The organism is Sphingomonas pollutisoli (genome assembly GCF_029167165.1).
In the GTDB taxonomy this organism is placed as follows: domain Bacteria; phylum Pseudomonadota; class Alphaproteobacteria; order Sphingomonadales; family Sphingomonadaceae; genus Sphingomonas; species Sphingomonas pollutisoli.
In genome coordinates this window covers 95,634-109,554 of sequence record NZ_JARFNJ010000002.1, presented here as the reverse complement: position 1 = coordinate 109,554, position 13,921 = coordinate 95,634, and the positions used below count along the sequence as shown (strand labels likewise).

Sequence of the window (13,921 nt, the reverse complement as noted above, 5' to 3'; positions counted from 1 at the left end):
CAAGCCGCGCGCGCCTCGCGCCACGTCAGGCGCGCGCGAGCACCTCATAAGCCATCACAGCCGTCGCGACGGCGGCATTGAGGCTGTCGGCCTTGCCGAGCATCGGGATCTTCACGAGCAGGTCACAGGCTTTCGCATAGTCGTCCGGCATGCCTTGGGCTTCGTTGCCGGTGAGAAGGAATGTCGGCGCGGTGTAGTCCGCTTCGCGATAATGCTGATCGGTGTCGAGGCTGAGGCCGACGAGTTGGCCGGGGCCGGCGCGCAGCCACGTCAGGAAGTCCGCCCAGCCGCTTTGAACGATGGGCACGGTGAACAGCGCGCCCATGCTCGCGCGCACTGCTTCGAGCGAGAACGGATCGACGCACTCGCCGATCAGGATCAGTCCGCCCGCGCCGACCGCGTCGCCGGTACGCAGGATCGTGCCGAGATTGCCGGGATCGCGCAGCCGCTCGGCGACCAGCCAGATTTTGGCGGCGCCGCGATCGAGCTTGGTCAGTTCGGCCGCGAATTCCTCGAAGACGCCGACCACGGCCTGCGGATTGTCCTTGCCCGACAGCTTGGAGAGGATGTCGGGCACGGTCTCGATCGCCTCGCCACCCGCCGCCTCGACGTCCGCGACGAGCGCGCGCACCAGCGGATGCGCCGCGCTGTCCCGCGCGAAGAAAAGGTAGATCGGCAGGCGGCCGCTCTCGCGCGCTTCCGTCAGGATGCGCAGCCCTTCGGCGAGGAACAGCCCTTCCTCGCGGCGATGACGTTTCTCGCGCAGCGCACGCACGCGTTTGATGAGCGGGTTCGAATAAGCGGTGATCTCGCGCGGCATCGCCCGCCTATGCCGCAACCAAAGCGCCGCGTCGATGATTGAGCGACGCGCACGTGTTCTGCTACCGCGCACCAAACCGCTGTTTCCAAAGGCCCGTCGATGAGCGTGATTGCCGCCTACCTCTACCGTGACGGCAAAAAAGTGCGCGAGATCGACATCGATGAGAAGGTCGATTGCGCGCACAACAAATCGGAGTTCGTCTGGATCGGCATCGCCGAACCCGACGAAGCCGAACTGCGTACCCTGCAGACGGCGTATAATCTTCATCCGCTCGCGATCGAGGATGCGCTGAAGGCCGACCAGCTTCCGAAAGTCGATGTCTATGGCGACCAGCTTTTCGTCGTCGCCCGCACCGCGCACCTGGAAGGCGACAAGATCATTTATGGCGAGACGTCGATTTTCGTCGGGCACAGCCACATCATCAGCGTGCGCCACGGCTCGCCGCGCAAACATCTATCCTTGCGTGACAATCTCGAAAAGGCGCCGACGCTGCTCGCGCAGGGCGTCGATTACGTCCTGCATGCTATCCTCGATTTCATCGCGGACGGCTATCTGCCGATCGTAGAGACGATCGAAGAAGAGGTGATCGCGATGGAGCGCCGCGCCATCGACGCGTTTCTCAACCGCGACGAGGTCGCGCGGATCTTCGCGCTGCGCCGCGAGCTGATGCGCTTTCAGCGCGTTCTCGTGCCGATGGGGGAGGTTGCGGGCAAGTTCGTGCGGCTGGATCTGCCGTGTATCGACGTTGACGCGCGGCCCTATTTCAGCGACGTGCTCGACCATGTCCGTCGCGTACAATCGATGGTCGAGGGATTGCGCGAGGTGCTGACGTCGGTGTTCGAATTCAGCAATCTGCTCGAAGGGCAGCGCACTGGCGCGATCACCCGTCAGCTAGCGGCCTGGGCCGCGATTCTGGCGGTGCCGACCGCGATCGCCGGCATCTACGGCATGAATTTCGAGCATATGCCCGAACTGAAATGGGTTTGGGGCTATCCGCTGACGCTGGCGGTGATCGTCGGGGTATGCGCCGTGCTCTACTGGCGGTTCCGGCGATTGGGTTGGCTGTGAGCGATCACCGCCGCGGGCGGCGGTTCCGAAGGATCAGCAAACCGCCCGCGACCACGAGGACCGCGCCGTAGAGTACCCAGCGCCGCGCATCGATCATGAAGCTCGATGCCGGCCAGCGGATCACACCTAAGCCCTGGCCGATCCACAGCAATCCCATCGCCAGCGCGAGCGCGCCGGCGATGAGGAGGACGATGCGGAGCGCGTCAGCGGGTCGCAAGGGGAACGTAATCGCGCTGCGTCGCGCCGGTGTAGAGCTGGCGCGGCCGGCCGATCTTCTGCGCCGGATCCGAGATCATCTCGTTCCACTGCGCGACCCAGCCGACAGTGCGCGCGAGCGCGAACAGCGCGGTGAACATCGTGGTCGGGAAGCCGATCGCCGAAAGGATGATGCCCGAATAGAAATCGACGTTCGGGAACAGCTTCTTCTCGATGAAATACGGATCGTTGAGCGCGATCTCCTCGAGCCGCAGCGCGGTTTCGAACACCGGATCCGTGACGTTGAGCGACGCGAACACCTCGCGCACGGTCTTCTGCATCACCGTCGCGCGCGGATCGTAGTTCTTGTAGACGCGGTGCCCGAAGCCCATCAGGCGGAACGGGTCGTTCTTGTCCTTGGCGCGCTCGATATAATGCGGGATCTTGTCCGGGGTGCCGATCTCGCGGAGCATGTTGAGCGCGGCCTCGTTCGCGCCACCATGCGCCGGCCCCCACAGGCAGGCGATGCCCGCCGCGATGCACGCGAACGGATTGGCGCCCGACGAGCCGGCGAGCCGGACGGTCGAGGTCGAGGCGTTCTGTTCGTGATCGGCGTGGAGGATGAAGATACGGTCCATCGCCTTCTCGACGATCGGATTGACCTCATATTCCTCGGCCGGAACGCCGAAGGTCATGCGCAGGAAGTTGCCGGTGTAGCTCAGGTCGTTCTTGGGGTGCATGAACGGCTGGCCGATCGAATATTTGTACGCCATCGCCGCAATCGTCGGCATCTTGGCGATCAGCCGGTGGCTGGCGATCATGCGCTGCATCGGGTCCGACACATCGGCCGAATCCTGGTAGAACGCCGAGAGCGCGCCGACCACGCCGCACATCACCGCCATCGGATGCGCGTCGCGGCGGAAGCCGCGATAGAAGGTCGCGAGCTGCTCATGCAGCATCGTGTGGCGGCTGATCGTATATTCGAACTTGGTGAGTTCGTCGGCCGAGGGCAGCTCGCCGTTGAGCAGGAGGTAGCAGGTCTCCATGAAGCTCGACTGTTCGGCGAGCTGGCCGATCGGATAGCCGCGGTGCAGCAACACACCCTGGTCACCGTCGATATAGGTGATCGCGGAGTCGCAGCTCGCCGTCGAGGTGAAGCCGGGATCGTAGGTGAACATTCCGGTCTGCGCATACAGCTTGCGGATGTCGATCACGTCCGGGCCGACCGTGCCCGAAATCACCGCGTTCTCAACGTCCTTGCCGGCTACACTCAGTTTCGCGGTGTCGGTCATCGATGTCTCTTCCTCTATTCAGTTCTGTATCTGATCGGCGATCCGGCCGAGGCTTTCCTCGCGCCCGAGCAGCACAAGCACGTCGAAGATACCGGGGGAGGTCTTGCGTCCGGTCAAGGCGGCGCGCAGCGGCTGCGCGACCTGGCCGAGTTTGACCCCCGCATCCTCGGCGACCTGCCGAACCGCAGACTCGAGCGCCTCCGTATCCCAGCCGTCGAGCGCGTCAAGCGCCGTGTGCAGTGCAGCGAGCAACGGTTGCGCATTTCCGGCGAGAAGCGGCGCGGCTTCCACCGCGATCGCGAGCGGACGCTGACGGAACAGGAATTGCGCGCCATCGGCGAGTTCGATCAGGCTGGCTGCCCGCGGCTTCAGCGACGGCATCGCGCGTTCGAGCAGGGCGCGCTGATCCTCGCTCAATGCGGGATCGAACCGCGCCGCGACCAACGCGGCCAGTCGGCCGTCGTCCGCCTCACGGATATAATGCCCGTTGAGGTTTTCGAGCTTCTTGAGGTCGAAGCGTGACGGCGACTTGCCGATGCCGTCGAGATCGAACCACGCGACCGCCTGCTCGCGGCTGATGATTTCGTCATCGCCGTGACCCCAGCCGAGCCGAAGCAGGTAATTATCCACCGCTTCGGGCAGCATGCCGAGTTCGTCGCGGTAATATTCCACGCCGACCGCGCCGTGCCGCTTCGAAAGCTTGCCCCCGTCCGGCCCATGAATCATCGGCACATGCGCGTAGATCGGCTCGGGCCAGTCCATCGCCTTGATGATCGGCAACTGGCGGAAGGCGTTGTTGAGATGATCGTCGCCGCGGATGACGTGTGTCACGCCCATATCGTGATCGTCGACCACCACGGCCAGCATATAGGTTGGTGTGCCATCAGAGCGCAGCAGGATGAGATCGTCGAGCTCGGAATTTTGAACGGTGATGCTGCCCTGGACGCGATCGACGATCGTCGTCGCGCCCTCGGTCGGCGCCTTGAGGCGGATGACGTAGGGCTTGTCGCCCGCTTCCGGCGCGCGGTCGCGCCACGGGCTGCGGACGCGCAGGGGGCGCTTGGCCGCCTCCGCCTCGGCGCGCATCGCCGCCAGTTCCTCGTGCGTCATGTAGCAGCGATAGGCGTGGCCGCTTTCGACCATCTGGTGCGCGACCTCGGCGTGGCGCGCCGCGCGTTCGAACTGGAACACGGCATCGCCGTCCCAGTCGAGCCCGAGCCACCGCATCGAGGTGAGGATCGCGTCGATCGCCGGCTGGGTCGAGCGCGCGCGGTCGGTATCTTCGATCCGCAGCAGGAACTTGCCGCCTTTGGCCTTGGCGTACAGCCAGTTGAACAAGGCCGTGCGCGCGCCCCCGATGTGGAGATAGCCGGTCGGCGAGGGCGCGAACCGGGTGACGATGTTTGCGGTTTCGGGCGTGCCGGACGTGGCCGCCGCGCTATCAGATGTTGCGCCCAACCGCGCTTGCTCCCAGACATGAGTATCGATGGCCAGCTTAGCCGCCGACGCCCCTAGCACGCGACCTTCGCCGCTTCAAATCGGCTGGCCGCCCGCTTGGGTGGCGGCGTTGGAGCGCTGGCTCGAAGCCGAGCGCGACCAACTGGTGCTGTGGCTGCCGGTAATGCTCGGCGCGGGTGTCACGCTGTGGCTGGAACTTCCCGATCCGTTGACGTGGACCGTCGCCGCGCTGGGGGCGGGGGGCGTATCGCTCGCGGCCGTGGCGATCGGACACGGTGGACGCGCCGGGCGAGCGCTCGCGGTGGCGGCGATGCTCGTCGCGTGCGGCGTCCTGCTCGTCTGGTGGCGCGCCGAGTCGGTCGGCGTCGCGCCGCTGGCCGGCCCGGTGCTGGCCCGGTTCGAGGCGAAGGTAGAGCGGGTCGACCCGATCGCGGCGCGCGATCTCGTGCGGTTGCGGCTGGCGCCGTCGCGCGTGCTTGCGGAAGGCGATCGTACCGCACCGGTGTTGCCGCCGCACCTGCGCGTCAATCTGGCCGTCGCGGACGTGCCGACGGGGCTGGGGGTGGGCGCGACGATACGGCTGCGCGCGCGGCTGCTCCCGCCGCCGGCGCCGGCGGTGCCGGGCGCCTATGACTTCGCGCGAGTGGCCTGGTTCGATGGGATCGGTGCGACCGGTCGCGGCATCGCCCCCGTGGCGGTGTTGATACCGGGCGAGGCGGCGGGGGGCGGCCTGCGGCAACGCTTGTCGCGCCACATTCAGGCGAGCGCGCCCGGCGGCGCCGGCGCGATCGCCGCCGCGCTCGCGACCGGCGACCAAGGCGCGATCCCCGAGAAAGACGCGGAGGCGATGCGGCGTTCCGGACTGGCGCATCTGCTTTCCGTGAGCGGGCTGCATATCACCGCCGTGGTCGGCGCGGTCATGCTGATCGTCGGACGGCTGCTCGCGTTGGTGCCGTGGATCGCGCTACGCTGGCGCGTGCCGTTGATCGCGGCGGGGGCGGGCGCGGTCGCGGCGATCGGCTATACGCTGCTCACCGGCGCCGAAGTCCCGACCGTGCGGTCGTGCGTCGCGGCGCTGCTGGTGCTGGTCGCGCTGGCAATGGGGCGCGAGGCGATCACGCTGCGGCTGGTCGCGGCGGGCGCATTCGTGGTGCTGTCGCTCTATCCCGAGGCGCTCGCGGGGCCGAGCTTCCAGCTTTCGTTCGCGGCGGTGGCGGCGATCGTATCGCTGCACGAGCATCCGGCGATCAAGCGCTGGTTCGGGCCGCACGAGGAGGGGCGCGGGCGGGCGATGCTGCGCGGGCTTGGCTCGTTGCTGCTGACGGGCGTCGTGGTGGAGCTGGCGCTGATCCCGATCTCGGTGTTCCATTTCCACCGCGCGGGCGTGTATGGATCGGTCGCCAATATCGTCGCGATTCCGCTGACGACCTTCGTGACGATGCCCTTCGAGGCGCTGGCGTTGCTGTTCGACTGCGTCGGCGCCGGCTGGCCGTTCTGGTGGGTCGCGGCGCGGTCGCTCGATCTGCTGCTGTGGATCGCGCATTCGGTGGCGGGGTTGCCGGGGGCGGTCGCGTCGATACCGGCGATGCCTGCGGGCGCCTATGCTCTGATGGTCGCCGGCGGGCTGTGGATCGCCTTGTGGCGGACGCGGTGGCGGCGGCTGGGCGCGGTGCCGCTGGTGATCGGCGCTGCATGGGCGGTGCTGACGCCGGCGCCCGATCTGCTTGTCACCGGGGACGGGCGGCACGCGGCGATCCGGACGGCGGGCGGCAACCTCGCGGTGCTGCGGGATCGGACCGGCGATTATACCGCATCGACCTTCGCCGAGAATGGCGGGGTCGATGCGGTGCCGCTGCTGATGTCCGAGCAGCCTGACGCGCGGTGCAGCCGCGATCTGTGCCTCGTTCGCCGCGGGGCTTGGCGAATCCTCGCCACGCGCAGCGCTTACTTAGTTCCGTCCGAGCAGCTCGTCCCGCTCTGCGCCGGCGTCGATATCGTCATCTCCGAGCGGCGATTGCCGCGCGCTTGCTCGCCGCGCTGGCTGAAGCTCGACGCCGCCACGCTGGCCGAGACGGGTGGAGTGGCGATCACCTTTTCGACCCGAAACATCGCTATCGTGAGCCACAGCGAGGACCGTCACCCGTGGCGGGTCAGTCGTAGCGGCGGAGCAGGCCGGCGAGCTTTCCCTGGATACGGACCTGCGCGGGGGCGTAGCGCTGGGGATCGTAGGCGCGGTTGGCGGGATCGAGACGGACCATCGCGCCCTCGCGGCGGAAATATTTGAGCGTCGCCTCGGCGTCTTCGATCAACGCGACGACGATCTCGCCGTCGCGGGCGGTCTCGGTGCGGCGGATCAGCGCGTAATCGCCATCGAGGATGCCGGCATCGACCATCGAATCGCCTGCGACTTCAAGCGCATAATGCTCGCCACCGCCCAGCAGCGCGGCGGGCACCGCGAGCATCGACTGGCCCTCGAACGCCTCGATCGGCACGCCGGCGGCGATGCGGCCGTGGAGCGGGATCTCGATCACGTCGTTGGCGGGCTCGGGCAGCGGGCGGAGGTTGGCGGGCGGCGCGACAGCCGCCTTCTTCGCGGCGGCGACCCGCTCGGGCATGCGCAGCACTTCGAGCGCGCGCGCGCGGTTGGGCAGACGGCGGATGAACTGGCGCTCCTCGAGTGCGCTGATGAGCCGATGCACGCCCGACTTCGACTTGAGATCGAGCGCCTCCTTCATCTCCTCGAACGAGGGCGACACGCCGGTTTCCTCCAGGCGATCGTTGATGAAGCAGATCAGCTCGTGCTGCTTGCGAGTGAGCATCGCGTTCCTCCGTCCGAACAGATGCGGAACCAATATGGAACGGTAGGATGCAAGTCAAGCGGTGTCCATCAGCCGATCGGCAGGATTTCGACCGAGTCGCCGGCGCTTGCCGGAGGCGCGTTCGGCGCGCGGATCACCAGGCAATCGGCGCGGGCGAGCGTGCGCAGCATCGAACTGTCCTGGATCGCGGCGACGTACACGCGGCCCCCGCGCGTCTCGGCGCGCAGGTAATCGGCGCGGTGATCGTTGGCGGGCAGGTCTTCGCCGAGGATCGCGGTCGCGCGGCGCGGCTGCGGATCGGCGGCGCCGCTCATGTGCGCGATCAGCGGGCGCAGGAACAGCGTCGCGGTGACGAACGCCGACACCGGGTTGCCGGGCAGGCCGAGCACGACCGCGCCGTTCAGCCGCCCGGCCAGCATCGGCTTGCCGGGGCGCAGCGCGATCCGCCAGAAATCGAGGTTGCCGCCCGCTGCCTCCAGCGCGGGTCGCACCAGATCATGATCGCCGACCGACGCGCCGCCGGTGGTGACGAGGATATCGGCCTCGACGGCAGCGAAGGCGGCGGTGATCGTGTCGAGCCGATCGGGCAGGATGCCGAGATCGATCACCTCGACCGGCAGATCGGCGAGCATCGCGGCGAGCATCGCGCCGTTCGATTCGGGCAGCGCGCCGGGCGGGAGCGGCGCGCCGGGCGCGACCAGTTCGTCGCCGGTCGCGACGGTGGCGACGCGCACGCGGCGGCGGACCGGGAGCGCGCCGTGCCCACCGGTCGCCGCGACCGCGATCCGCGCCGGGGTGATCCGCGCGCCGGCCGGCACGAGCACGTCGCCCGCGTGGAAATCGAGCCCCGCGCGGCGCACGTTGCGGCCGGCATAAGCGGGGCCGGCGCCGGTGACGCTGAGGATCGCGCCGTCGCGCGCGGCCTCCTCCTGCACCAGCACGCTGTCCGCGCCGGCGGGCATCGTCGCGCCGGTGAAGATGCGGACCGCCTCGCGCGCGCCGACGCTGCCCGCGAAGGGCGTGCCGGCCGCGCTCTCGCCGATGACGGTGAAGGGGCCGGGCAGATCGGCGAAGCGCAACGCATAGCCGTCCATCGCCGAGAGATCGGCATAGGGCTGGGTGCGGAGTGCCGCGACATCCGACGCGGCCCAGCGGCCGGCGGCGGCGCGGATCGGGACGGTTTCGGGCGCGACGGGTGTTGCGAGCGCGAGGAGGCGGGTGAGGGCGGAGTCTACGGAGACTAGGGGTGGCATGTTGAGGTCCGGGCCAGTTATATATTATTCGCTAGGAGAGGGCATGCGCAATTTCATGCGTCATTCGTGTCCGAACAATTTGTCCATAGTTTTTCAACTGGCCGCTGATCGGTTTACCTAACGGGCCGAATATTTCGATTGCCCGCCTAGCGTATGTCCAGAAAGTCCAAGTATCGTAGCTGGCTTTCGGGTCAAAATCTTCGACTCTTCCATAGCGCTGCATAAATTTCGCAGCGTTAAACTTGCTTTCTATATATGATTGATCTTTTTCTGGATATCGCCGTACCAATGCACGCGCCTCTGCGCGGATCGAGCGAGTGACCTTTCGGTAAAGTCTCGACATCGTGCTATCCCGCAAATAAGCTGCTTTGCCATCGTAACGGAAGCCGAGGTACTCTAGCCCATTTGTACCTTGTTCGCCGTGTATCTTTTTGAAGTCTTGTCCGCCAGGAACCGAAAAGTATCTCAATACAGATGTTTTGCTTTCTTTAATAAGAAGCTTTGACCCATGTTTCTTGATTTCATTCATAGCAAAGTCCCGAGCTGCAATTGCTTCAATTTCTTCGCCGGGAACAATAATGATTATATCGTCAGAATAGCGAAAGAATGTGCCGCCAACGGCATCTACGTACGCCTTCAATGCGCTATCGAAGTCGATAAGATAAATATTTGCTAACATATCGGAGATCGGTGATCCCTGAGGAATGCCGAAATCATTTTCGTTCGTTTCGATCAAACTAGCGAACGTGCCACCCTTTCCACATATTTTCTCGCGAAATTCGCTGTTTGAACATAGCTGCCGGGGCATGTCCTTAAACCCCGTGGTGTAAACGGGAATTTTACCAGCGCCTTTCGCTTCCCATGTAAGATAGCCGAGGCGTTCGTACGCCGCGTCTCGGTCGACGATCGAATATCGAGTGATCGCGCGAAACACTGCTCGGTGGTCACGGGGAAGTTCGGCCGTGCCAAGCAGGCTACACCACTTCTGTCGTAGCAATTCGTGATCGATGCTCTCAAAGAATGCGCTGATATCAAGCGTAACGACCGCCGCGTGGCCAAAATTCCGGATGACGTTGAAAGCATCTAAAGCGAAGTCGATGTTGGACTTCCCTTTGCCTGTAGGCGTTACCAGCTTGCGATAAGCAATCACGCTATGTTCGAGATCGCGCGCCCTTAGTGATGCTTCATACGGATCGCGAAGAATATGCCGATAGTACGAGTAGATATAAGCGTCACGTCTGCTTGCGAAACGGAGCTGTCGAATCTTTTTCTTAGGTTTTCCTCCGACCTTATCGCGGAAGGGTTGCCACTTTTCCTCGAAGCGCATGAACGGGTAGAAGCTGTTGCGAGAAACAGCATCTGGATTTCGTACCAGTTCTTCAATATCTTTGTGGCGTATTGGCTTATCGAAATGTGGATAGTGTTTTAAAGACGGGGACCAGTCTACCACGCGCCCTCCACGAGAGGGGGGAAGAACATCCGCATCCCATACGGAATTTTCCTTTCGGAAGCGTTCCTCCCCCAGCACCACTATCAATCGAGCGCCATTAACACTCTGCTGGGACCGTTTTCGAACGATTTCGAGTATACTGAAACAGTATGGATCATCGAGACTTACGTCTTTGCCGATCCTTCCACATTCATTCTAACCAGCGAGGCAACTATGTACCAAACCAGCGCGAATTTAGCGGTTGACAGTATAAACAAACTACTCCTGTTCGCGTGAGCGTAAGGATACCGTATATCTAGCACGCGGCGACGATTCGTAAACTGTCGTGTAGAAGTTTTGGCACGCTGTTGCCATAAAGCCACAGTACGCTGCTACGGGCGCTTCGGATGCAATTGCCTCACGTTTATAAAGGTGTCGGTCGATCGGGATACCGCCCGGCATTAAACCTTCGCAGCCCGCCACTCGCCCGACTTCCCCCCGCGCTTTTCCAGCAGCCGCACGCCGGTGATGACCATCGCTTTGTCGATCGCCTTGGCCATGTCGTAGATCGTCAGCAGCGCGACGCTGGCGGCGGTGAGCGCTTCCATTTCGACGCCGGTCTTGCCCTCGGTCGCGGCGGTGGCGGTGACGGTGACGCCCTCGGCGTCGGGCGCGAGATCTACGCGCACACGCGTGAGCGGCAGCGGGTGGCAGAGCGGGATGAGGTCGCTGGTGCGCTTGGCGGCCATGATGCCGGCGATGCGCGCGACGGCGAGGACATCGCCTTTCAGCGCGGTGCCGTGGCGGATCGCGTCGGCGGCGTGCGCAGACATGGTGATGCGGCCGGTGGCGATCGCCTGCCGCGCGGTGACGGGCTTGCCGCCGACATCGACCATGTGCGCGGCGCCGGTTTGGTCGAGGTGGGTGAGGGCGGTCATGTGCGCTCCCCTTTCGGAAAGGTCGCGGGTGGGTTGGCCTGAGGGGATCGCAGCGTTTCCGCGCGGGCCGACCCACCCCTCGGTCCCCTCCCTTCCAGGGAGGGGAAGGGAAGTGCGGACGCCGCGCTCATCCCACCAGCGTGCGGGTGGCCGCCTCTAGATCGTCCTGGCGCATCAGCGCTTCGCCGATCAGGAAGCAGTGGATGCCGTGGTCTGCCATCGCATCGAGATCGGCGCGGGTGGTGAGGCCGCTTTCGGCGACGAAGGTGCAGTCCTTGGGCGCTTTCGACACGAGTTCGTAGGTGCGCGCGAAATCGACGGTGAAATCGCGCAAGTTTCGGTTGTTGACGCCGATCAGCCGCGACTTGAGCTTCATCGCGCGCTCCATCTCCTTGGCGTCGTGGACTTCGACCAGCACGTCCATACCGCATTCGGTCGCGCTCGCCTCGATCTCGGCGAGCAGCGCGTCGTCGAGCGCCGCCATGATGAGCAGGATGCAATCGGCGCCGAGCCCGCGCGACTCGGGCGCCTGCCACGGATCGATCATGAAATCCTTGCGCAACACCGGCAGCGTGCAGGCGTCGCGTGCGATGGTGAGATACTCGTCGGCGCCCTGGAACCATTCCTCGTCGGTCAGCACCGAGAGGCAGGCGGCGCCGCCGGCCTGATAGGCGATGGCGTGCGCGCGCGGATCGAAATCGGCGCGGATCAGGCCCTTGGAGGGGCTGGCCTTCTTGATCTCGGCGATCAGCGCGTGGCCGGTCTTCGCCTTGGCGTCGAGCGCGGCGCGGAAGCCGCGCGGCTTGGTACGGAGCGCGATGCGCTCGTCGATCTCGGCGAGCGAGGTGGTCGCCTTACGCGCGGCGACATCGGCGCGCTTGGTTTCGAGGATACGGTCGAGCACGTCGGTCATCGGTAGGCGATCCATCTGTCGAGCAGCGCGGCGGCGCTGCCATCGTCGAGCGCGGCGGCGGCGGTGTCCGCGCCTTCGCTCAGGGTGTCGGCGGTGCCGGCGACGATCAGCGCGGCGGCGGCGTTGAGGAGGACGGCGTCACGGTACGGGCCGGTTTCGCCGTCGAGCAGGGCACGGAGGGCACGCGCGTTGTGCGCGGGGTCGCCGCCGCGGATCGCGCTGAGCGGGTGGCGGAGCAGGCCGGCATCCTCCGGCGTGATGCGGTCGGCGATGTTGGGAATGCCGAGCGCGACGACGACGCTGGGGCCGGCGCAGGAGAGTTCGTCGAGCGACTCCTCGCCCGCGACGACGAGCGCCGCCTCGGTGCCGAGCTCGGCGAGCGCGGCGGCGTAGGTGGCGGCGTAATCGGGGCGGGCGATGCCGATGAGCTGGCGCGTCACGCGCGCGGGGCTGGCGAGCGGGCCCATCAGGTTGAAGATCGTGCGGCGGCCGATCGCGCGGCGGATCGGGGTGATGCGCTTCATCGCCGGATGGTGGCTGGCGGCGAACAGAAAGGCGATGCCGATGTCGGCGAGGCTACCCTCGGCATCGCGTGCGGCGCGGTCGAGATCGAGCCCGAGCATCTCGAGCGTGTCGGCGGCGCCCGCCTTGGACGAGGCGGCGCGGTTGCCGTGCTTGGCGACCGGCACGCCGCACGCCGCGACGACGATCGACACCGCGGTCGAGACGTTGAGCGTGTGGTGGCCGTCGCCGCCGGTGCCGCAGACGTCGATCGCGCCGGCGGGCGCTTCGATCGCGATCATGCGCTCGCGCAAGGCGCGCGCGGCGGCGGCGATCTCGATGCTGGTCTCGCCGCGGATCGCGAGGCCGGTGAGGAAGTCGGCGATCTCGGCATCGGGCGCGGTGCCGTCGAGGATCGCGGCGAACGCCTCGCCCGCGCTCTCGCGCGAGAGCGGCGAGATGGGGTCGGGGAGCAGGGCGATCGTGGTCAAATCCCCCTCCCGCTTGCGGGAGGGGTTAGGGGAGGGGGTGTCCGCACGAGCGGCGGTTGTGAGGAGGGCAGGTCCTCCCCCAGCCCCTCCCGCACACGGGAGGGGAGTTTGGTGGCGATCCCCGCTAGCCGCACGAAATTGGCGAGGAGGGCGTGGCCGTGTTCGGTGGCGATGCTCTCGGGGTGGAACTGGACGCCGTGGATGGGGAGCGTCGCGTGGCGCACGCCCATCACCGAGCCATCGTCGGCATGCGCGTTGGCGATCAGCCCCTCGGGCAGATCCTCGACGATCAGCGAATGGTAGCGGGTCGCGGTGAAGGGCGAGGGGAGGCCCTCGAACAGCCCGGTGCCGTCGTGGACGACGGGCGAGGTCTTGCCGTGCATCAGCCCGCCGCGCACGACGCGGCCGCCGAAATGCTGGCCGATCGCCTGATGGCCGAGGCACACGCCCAGCAGCGGCTTGCCCGCCTCGGCACAGGCGGCGACGAGATCGAGGCTGATGCCCGCTTCGTTCGGGGTCTTGGGGCCGGGCGAGATCAGGAAGCCTTGCGCGTTGCTCGCGACCGCGTCGCGCGCGGAAAGGGCGTCGTTGCGGACCACCTTCACCTCCGCGCCCAGCTCCATCAGATAATGGACGAGGTTCCAGGTGAAGCTGTCATAATTGTCGATGACGAGGATCATGCCCCTCGCCATAGCCTTTGTGGCCGACAGCGCAACCACGCCCCGATTCCGCCGCCTTTTCGGA

At 65.9% G+C, this 13,921-nt stretch carries 11 protein-coding genes and 2 pseudogenes; 2 read left to right on the top strand and 11 right to left on the bottom strand.

Translation table 11 applies throughout. The annotated features are described in order from the left end of the window. Positions 1-25: 25 nt before the first annotated feature. The gene (locus tag PX554_RS03940) at positions 26-820 is read right to left on the bottom strand and encodes a TrmH family RNA methyltransferase (RefSeq protein ID WP_275499161.1); all 795 of its coding nucleotides are present in this window, start codon (positions 818-820) and stop codon (positions 26-28) included. A gap of 99 nt (positions 821-919) precedes the next feature. Here PX554_RS03940 and PX554_RS03935 point away from each other — a divergent pair, with 99 nt between their 5' ends. Next, on the top strand, positions 920-1,888 hold the full coding sequence (locus PX554_RS03935; protein WP_275499158.1) for a magnesium and cobalt transport protein CorA: 969 nt from the start codon (positions 920-922) through the stop codon (positions 1,886-1,888). 4 nt (positions 1,889-1,892) lie between these two features. On the opposite strand, the gene PX554_RS03930 is transcribed toward PX554_RS03935, so the two are convergent. The 3 genes from PX554_RS03930 to gltX are packed head-to-tail and all read right to left on the bottom strand — an operon-like array spanning position 1,893 to position 4,833. After that, the gene (locus PX554_RS03930) at positions 1,893-2,105 is read right to left on the bottom strand and encodes a hypothetical protein (protein WP_093220445.1); all 213 of its coding nucleotides are present in this window, start codon (positions 2,103-2,105) and stop codon (positions 1,893-1,895) included. Beyond that, positions 2,092-3,375, bottom strand: a complete 1,284-nt coding sequence (locus PX554_RS03925) for a citrate synthase (protein ID WP_093220443.1) — start codon at positions 3,373-3,375, stop codon at positions 2,092-2,094. Before PX554_RS03925 ends, PX554_RS03930 begins: the two co-directional genes overlap by 14 nt. 18 nt (positions 3,376-3,393) lie before the next feature. Further along, positions 3,394-4,833 (bottom strand): glutamate--tRNA ligase, encoded by a 1,440-nt coding sequence (gltX, locus tag PX554_RS03920; protein WP_256326036.1) that lies wholly within the window; start codon positions 4,831-4,833, stop codon positions 3,394-3,396. Positions 4,834-4,861: 28 nt separating this feature from the next. On the opposite strand from gltX, the pseudogene PX554_RS03915 reads away from it, so the two are divergent. Then, positions 4,862-6,979: pseudogene (locus PX554_RS03915) on the top strand (ComEC/Rec2 family competence protein); the annotation flags it as partial. Between the two features lie 4 nt (positions 6,980-6,983). Here PX554_RS03915 and lexA read toward each other — a convergent pair. The 7 genes and pseudogenes from lexA to PX554_RS03880 form a co-directional block, all read right to left on the bottom strand. Further along, complete coding sequence (gene lexA / locus PX554_RS03910; RefSeq protein WP_275499155.1) at positions 6,984-7,652, bottom strand: transcriptional repressor LexA; 669 nt, start codon at positions 7,650-7,652, stop codon at positions 6,984-6,986. 68 nt (positions 7,653-7,720) lie between these two features. Continuing rightward, complete coding sequence (locus tag PX554_RS03905) at positions 7,721-8,905, bottom strand: molybdopterin molybdotransferase MoeA (protein WP_275499153.1); 1,185 nt, start codon at positions 8,903-8,905, stop codon at positions 7,721-7,723. Positions 8,906-8,936: 31 nt separating this feature from the next. Next, complete coding sequence (locus PX554_RS03900) at positions 8,937-10,436, bottom strand: reverse transcriptase domain-containing protein (protein WP_275499970.1); 1,500 nt, start codon at positions 10,434-10,436, stop codon at positions 8,937-8,939. Between the two features lie 359 nt (positions 10,437-10,795). Continuing rightward, positions 10,796-11,272 carry a cyclic pyranopterin monophosphate synthase MoaC gene (gene moaC, locus PX554_RS03895; protein WP_275499151.1) on the bottom strand — a complete coding sequence of 159 codons (477 nt, stop codon included), beginning with the start codon at positions 11,270-11,272 and terminating at the stop codon, positions 10,796-10,798. 127 nt (positions 11,273-11,399) lie between these two features. Then, positions 11,400-12,185, bottom strand: coding sequence for an indole-3-glycerol phosphate synthase TrpC (gene trpC, locus PX554_RS03890; protein ID WP_275499149.1), 786 nt, complete (start codon positions 12,183-12,185; stop codon positions 11,400-11,402). Further along, positions 12,182-13,177, bottom strand: coding sequence for an anthranilate phosphoribosyltransferase (gene trpD, locus PX554_RS03885; protein WP_275499147.1), 996 nt, complete (start codon positions 13,175-13,177; stop codon positions 12,182-12,184). The genes trpC and trpD overlap by 4 nt, the downstream gene beginning before the upstream one ends. Positions 13,178-13,284: 107 nt before the next feature. Beyond that, a pseudogene (locus tag PX554_RS03880) lies at positions 13,285-13,857 on the bottom strand (anthranilate synthase component II); the annotation flags it as partial. Positions 13,858-13,921 lie beyond the last annotated feature (64 nt).

What these genes read in the sequence shown, in the direction of transcription:
- PX554_RS03940 (WP_275499161.1), bottom strand. Translation starts at nt 820, where the DNA reads ATGCCGCGCGAGATCACCGCTTATTCGAACCCGCTCATCAAACGCGTG.
- PX554_RS03935 (WP_275499158.1), top strand. Translation starts at nt 920, where the DNA reads ATGAGCGTGATTGCCGCCTACCTCTACCGTGACGGCAAAAAAGTGCGC.
- PX554_RS03925 (WP_093220443.1), bottom strand. Translation starts at nt 3,375, where the DNA reads ATGACCGACACCGCGAAACTGAGTGTAGCCGGCAAGGACGTTGAGAAC.
- lexA (WP_275499155.1), bottom strand. Translation starts at nt 7,652, where the DNA reads ATGCTCACTCGCAAGCAGCACGAGCTGATCTGCTTCATCAACGATCGC.
- PX554_RS03905 (WP_275499153.1), bottom strand. Translation starts at nt 8,905, where the DNA reads ATGCCACCCCTAGTCTCCGTAGACTCCGCCCTCACCCGCCTCCTCGCG.
- moaC (WP_275499151.1), bottom strand. Translation starts at nt 11,272, where the DNA reads ATGACCGCCCTCACCCACCTCGACCAAACCGGCGCCGCGCACATGGTC.
- trpC (WP_275499149.1), bottom strand. Translation starts at nt 12,185, where the DNA reads ATGACCGACGTGCTCGACCGTATCCTCGAAACCAAGCGCGCCGATGTC.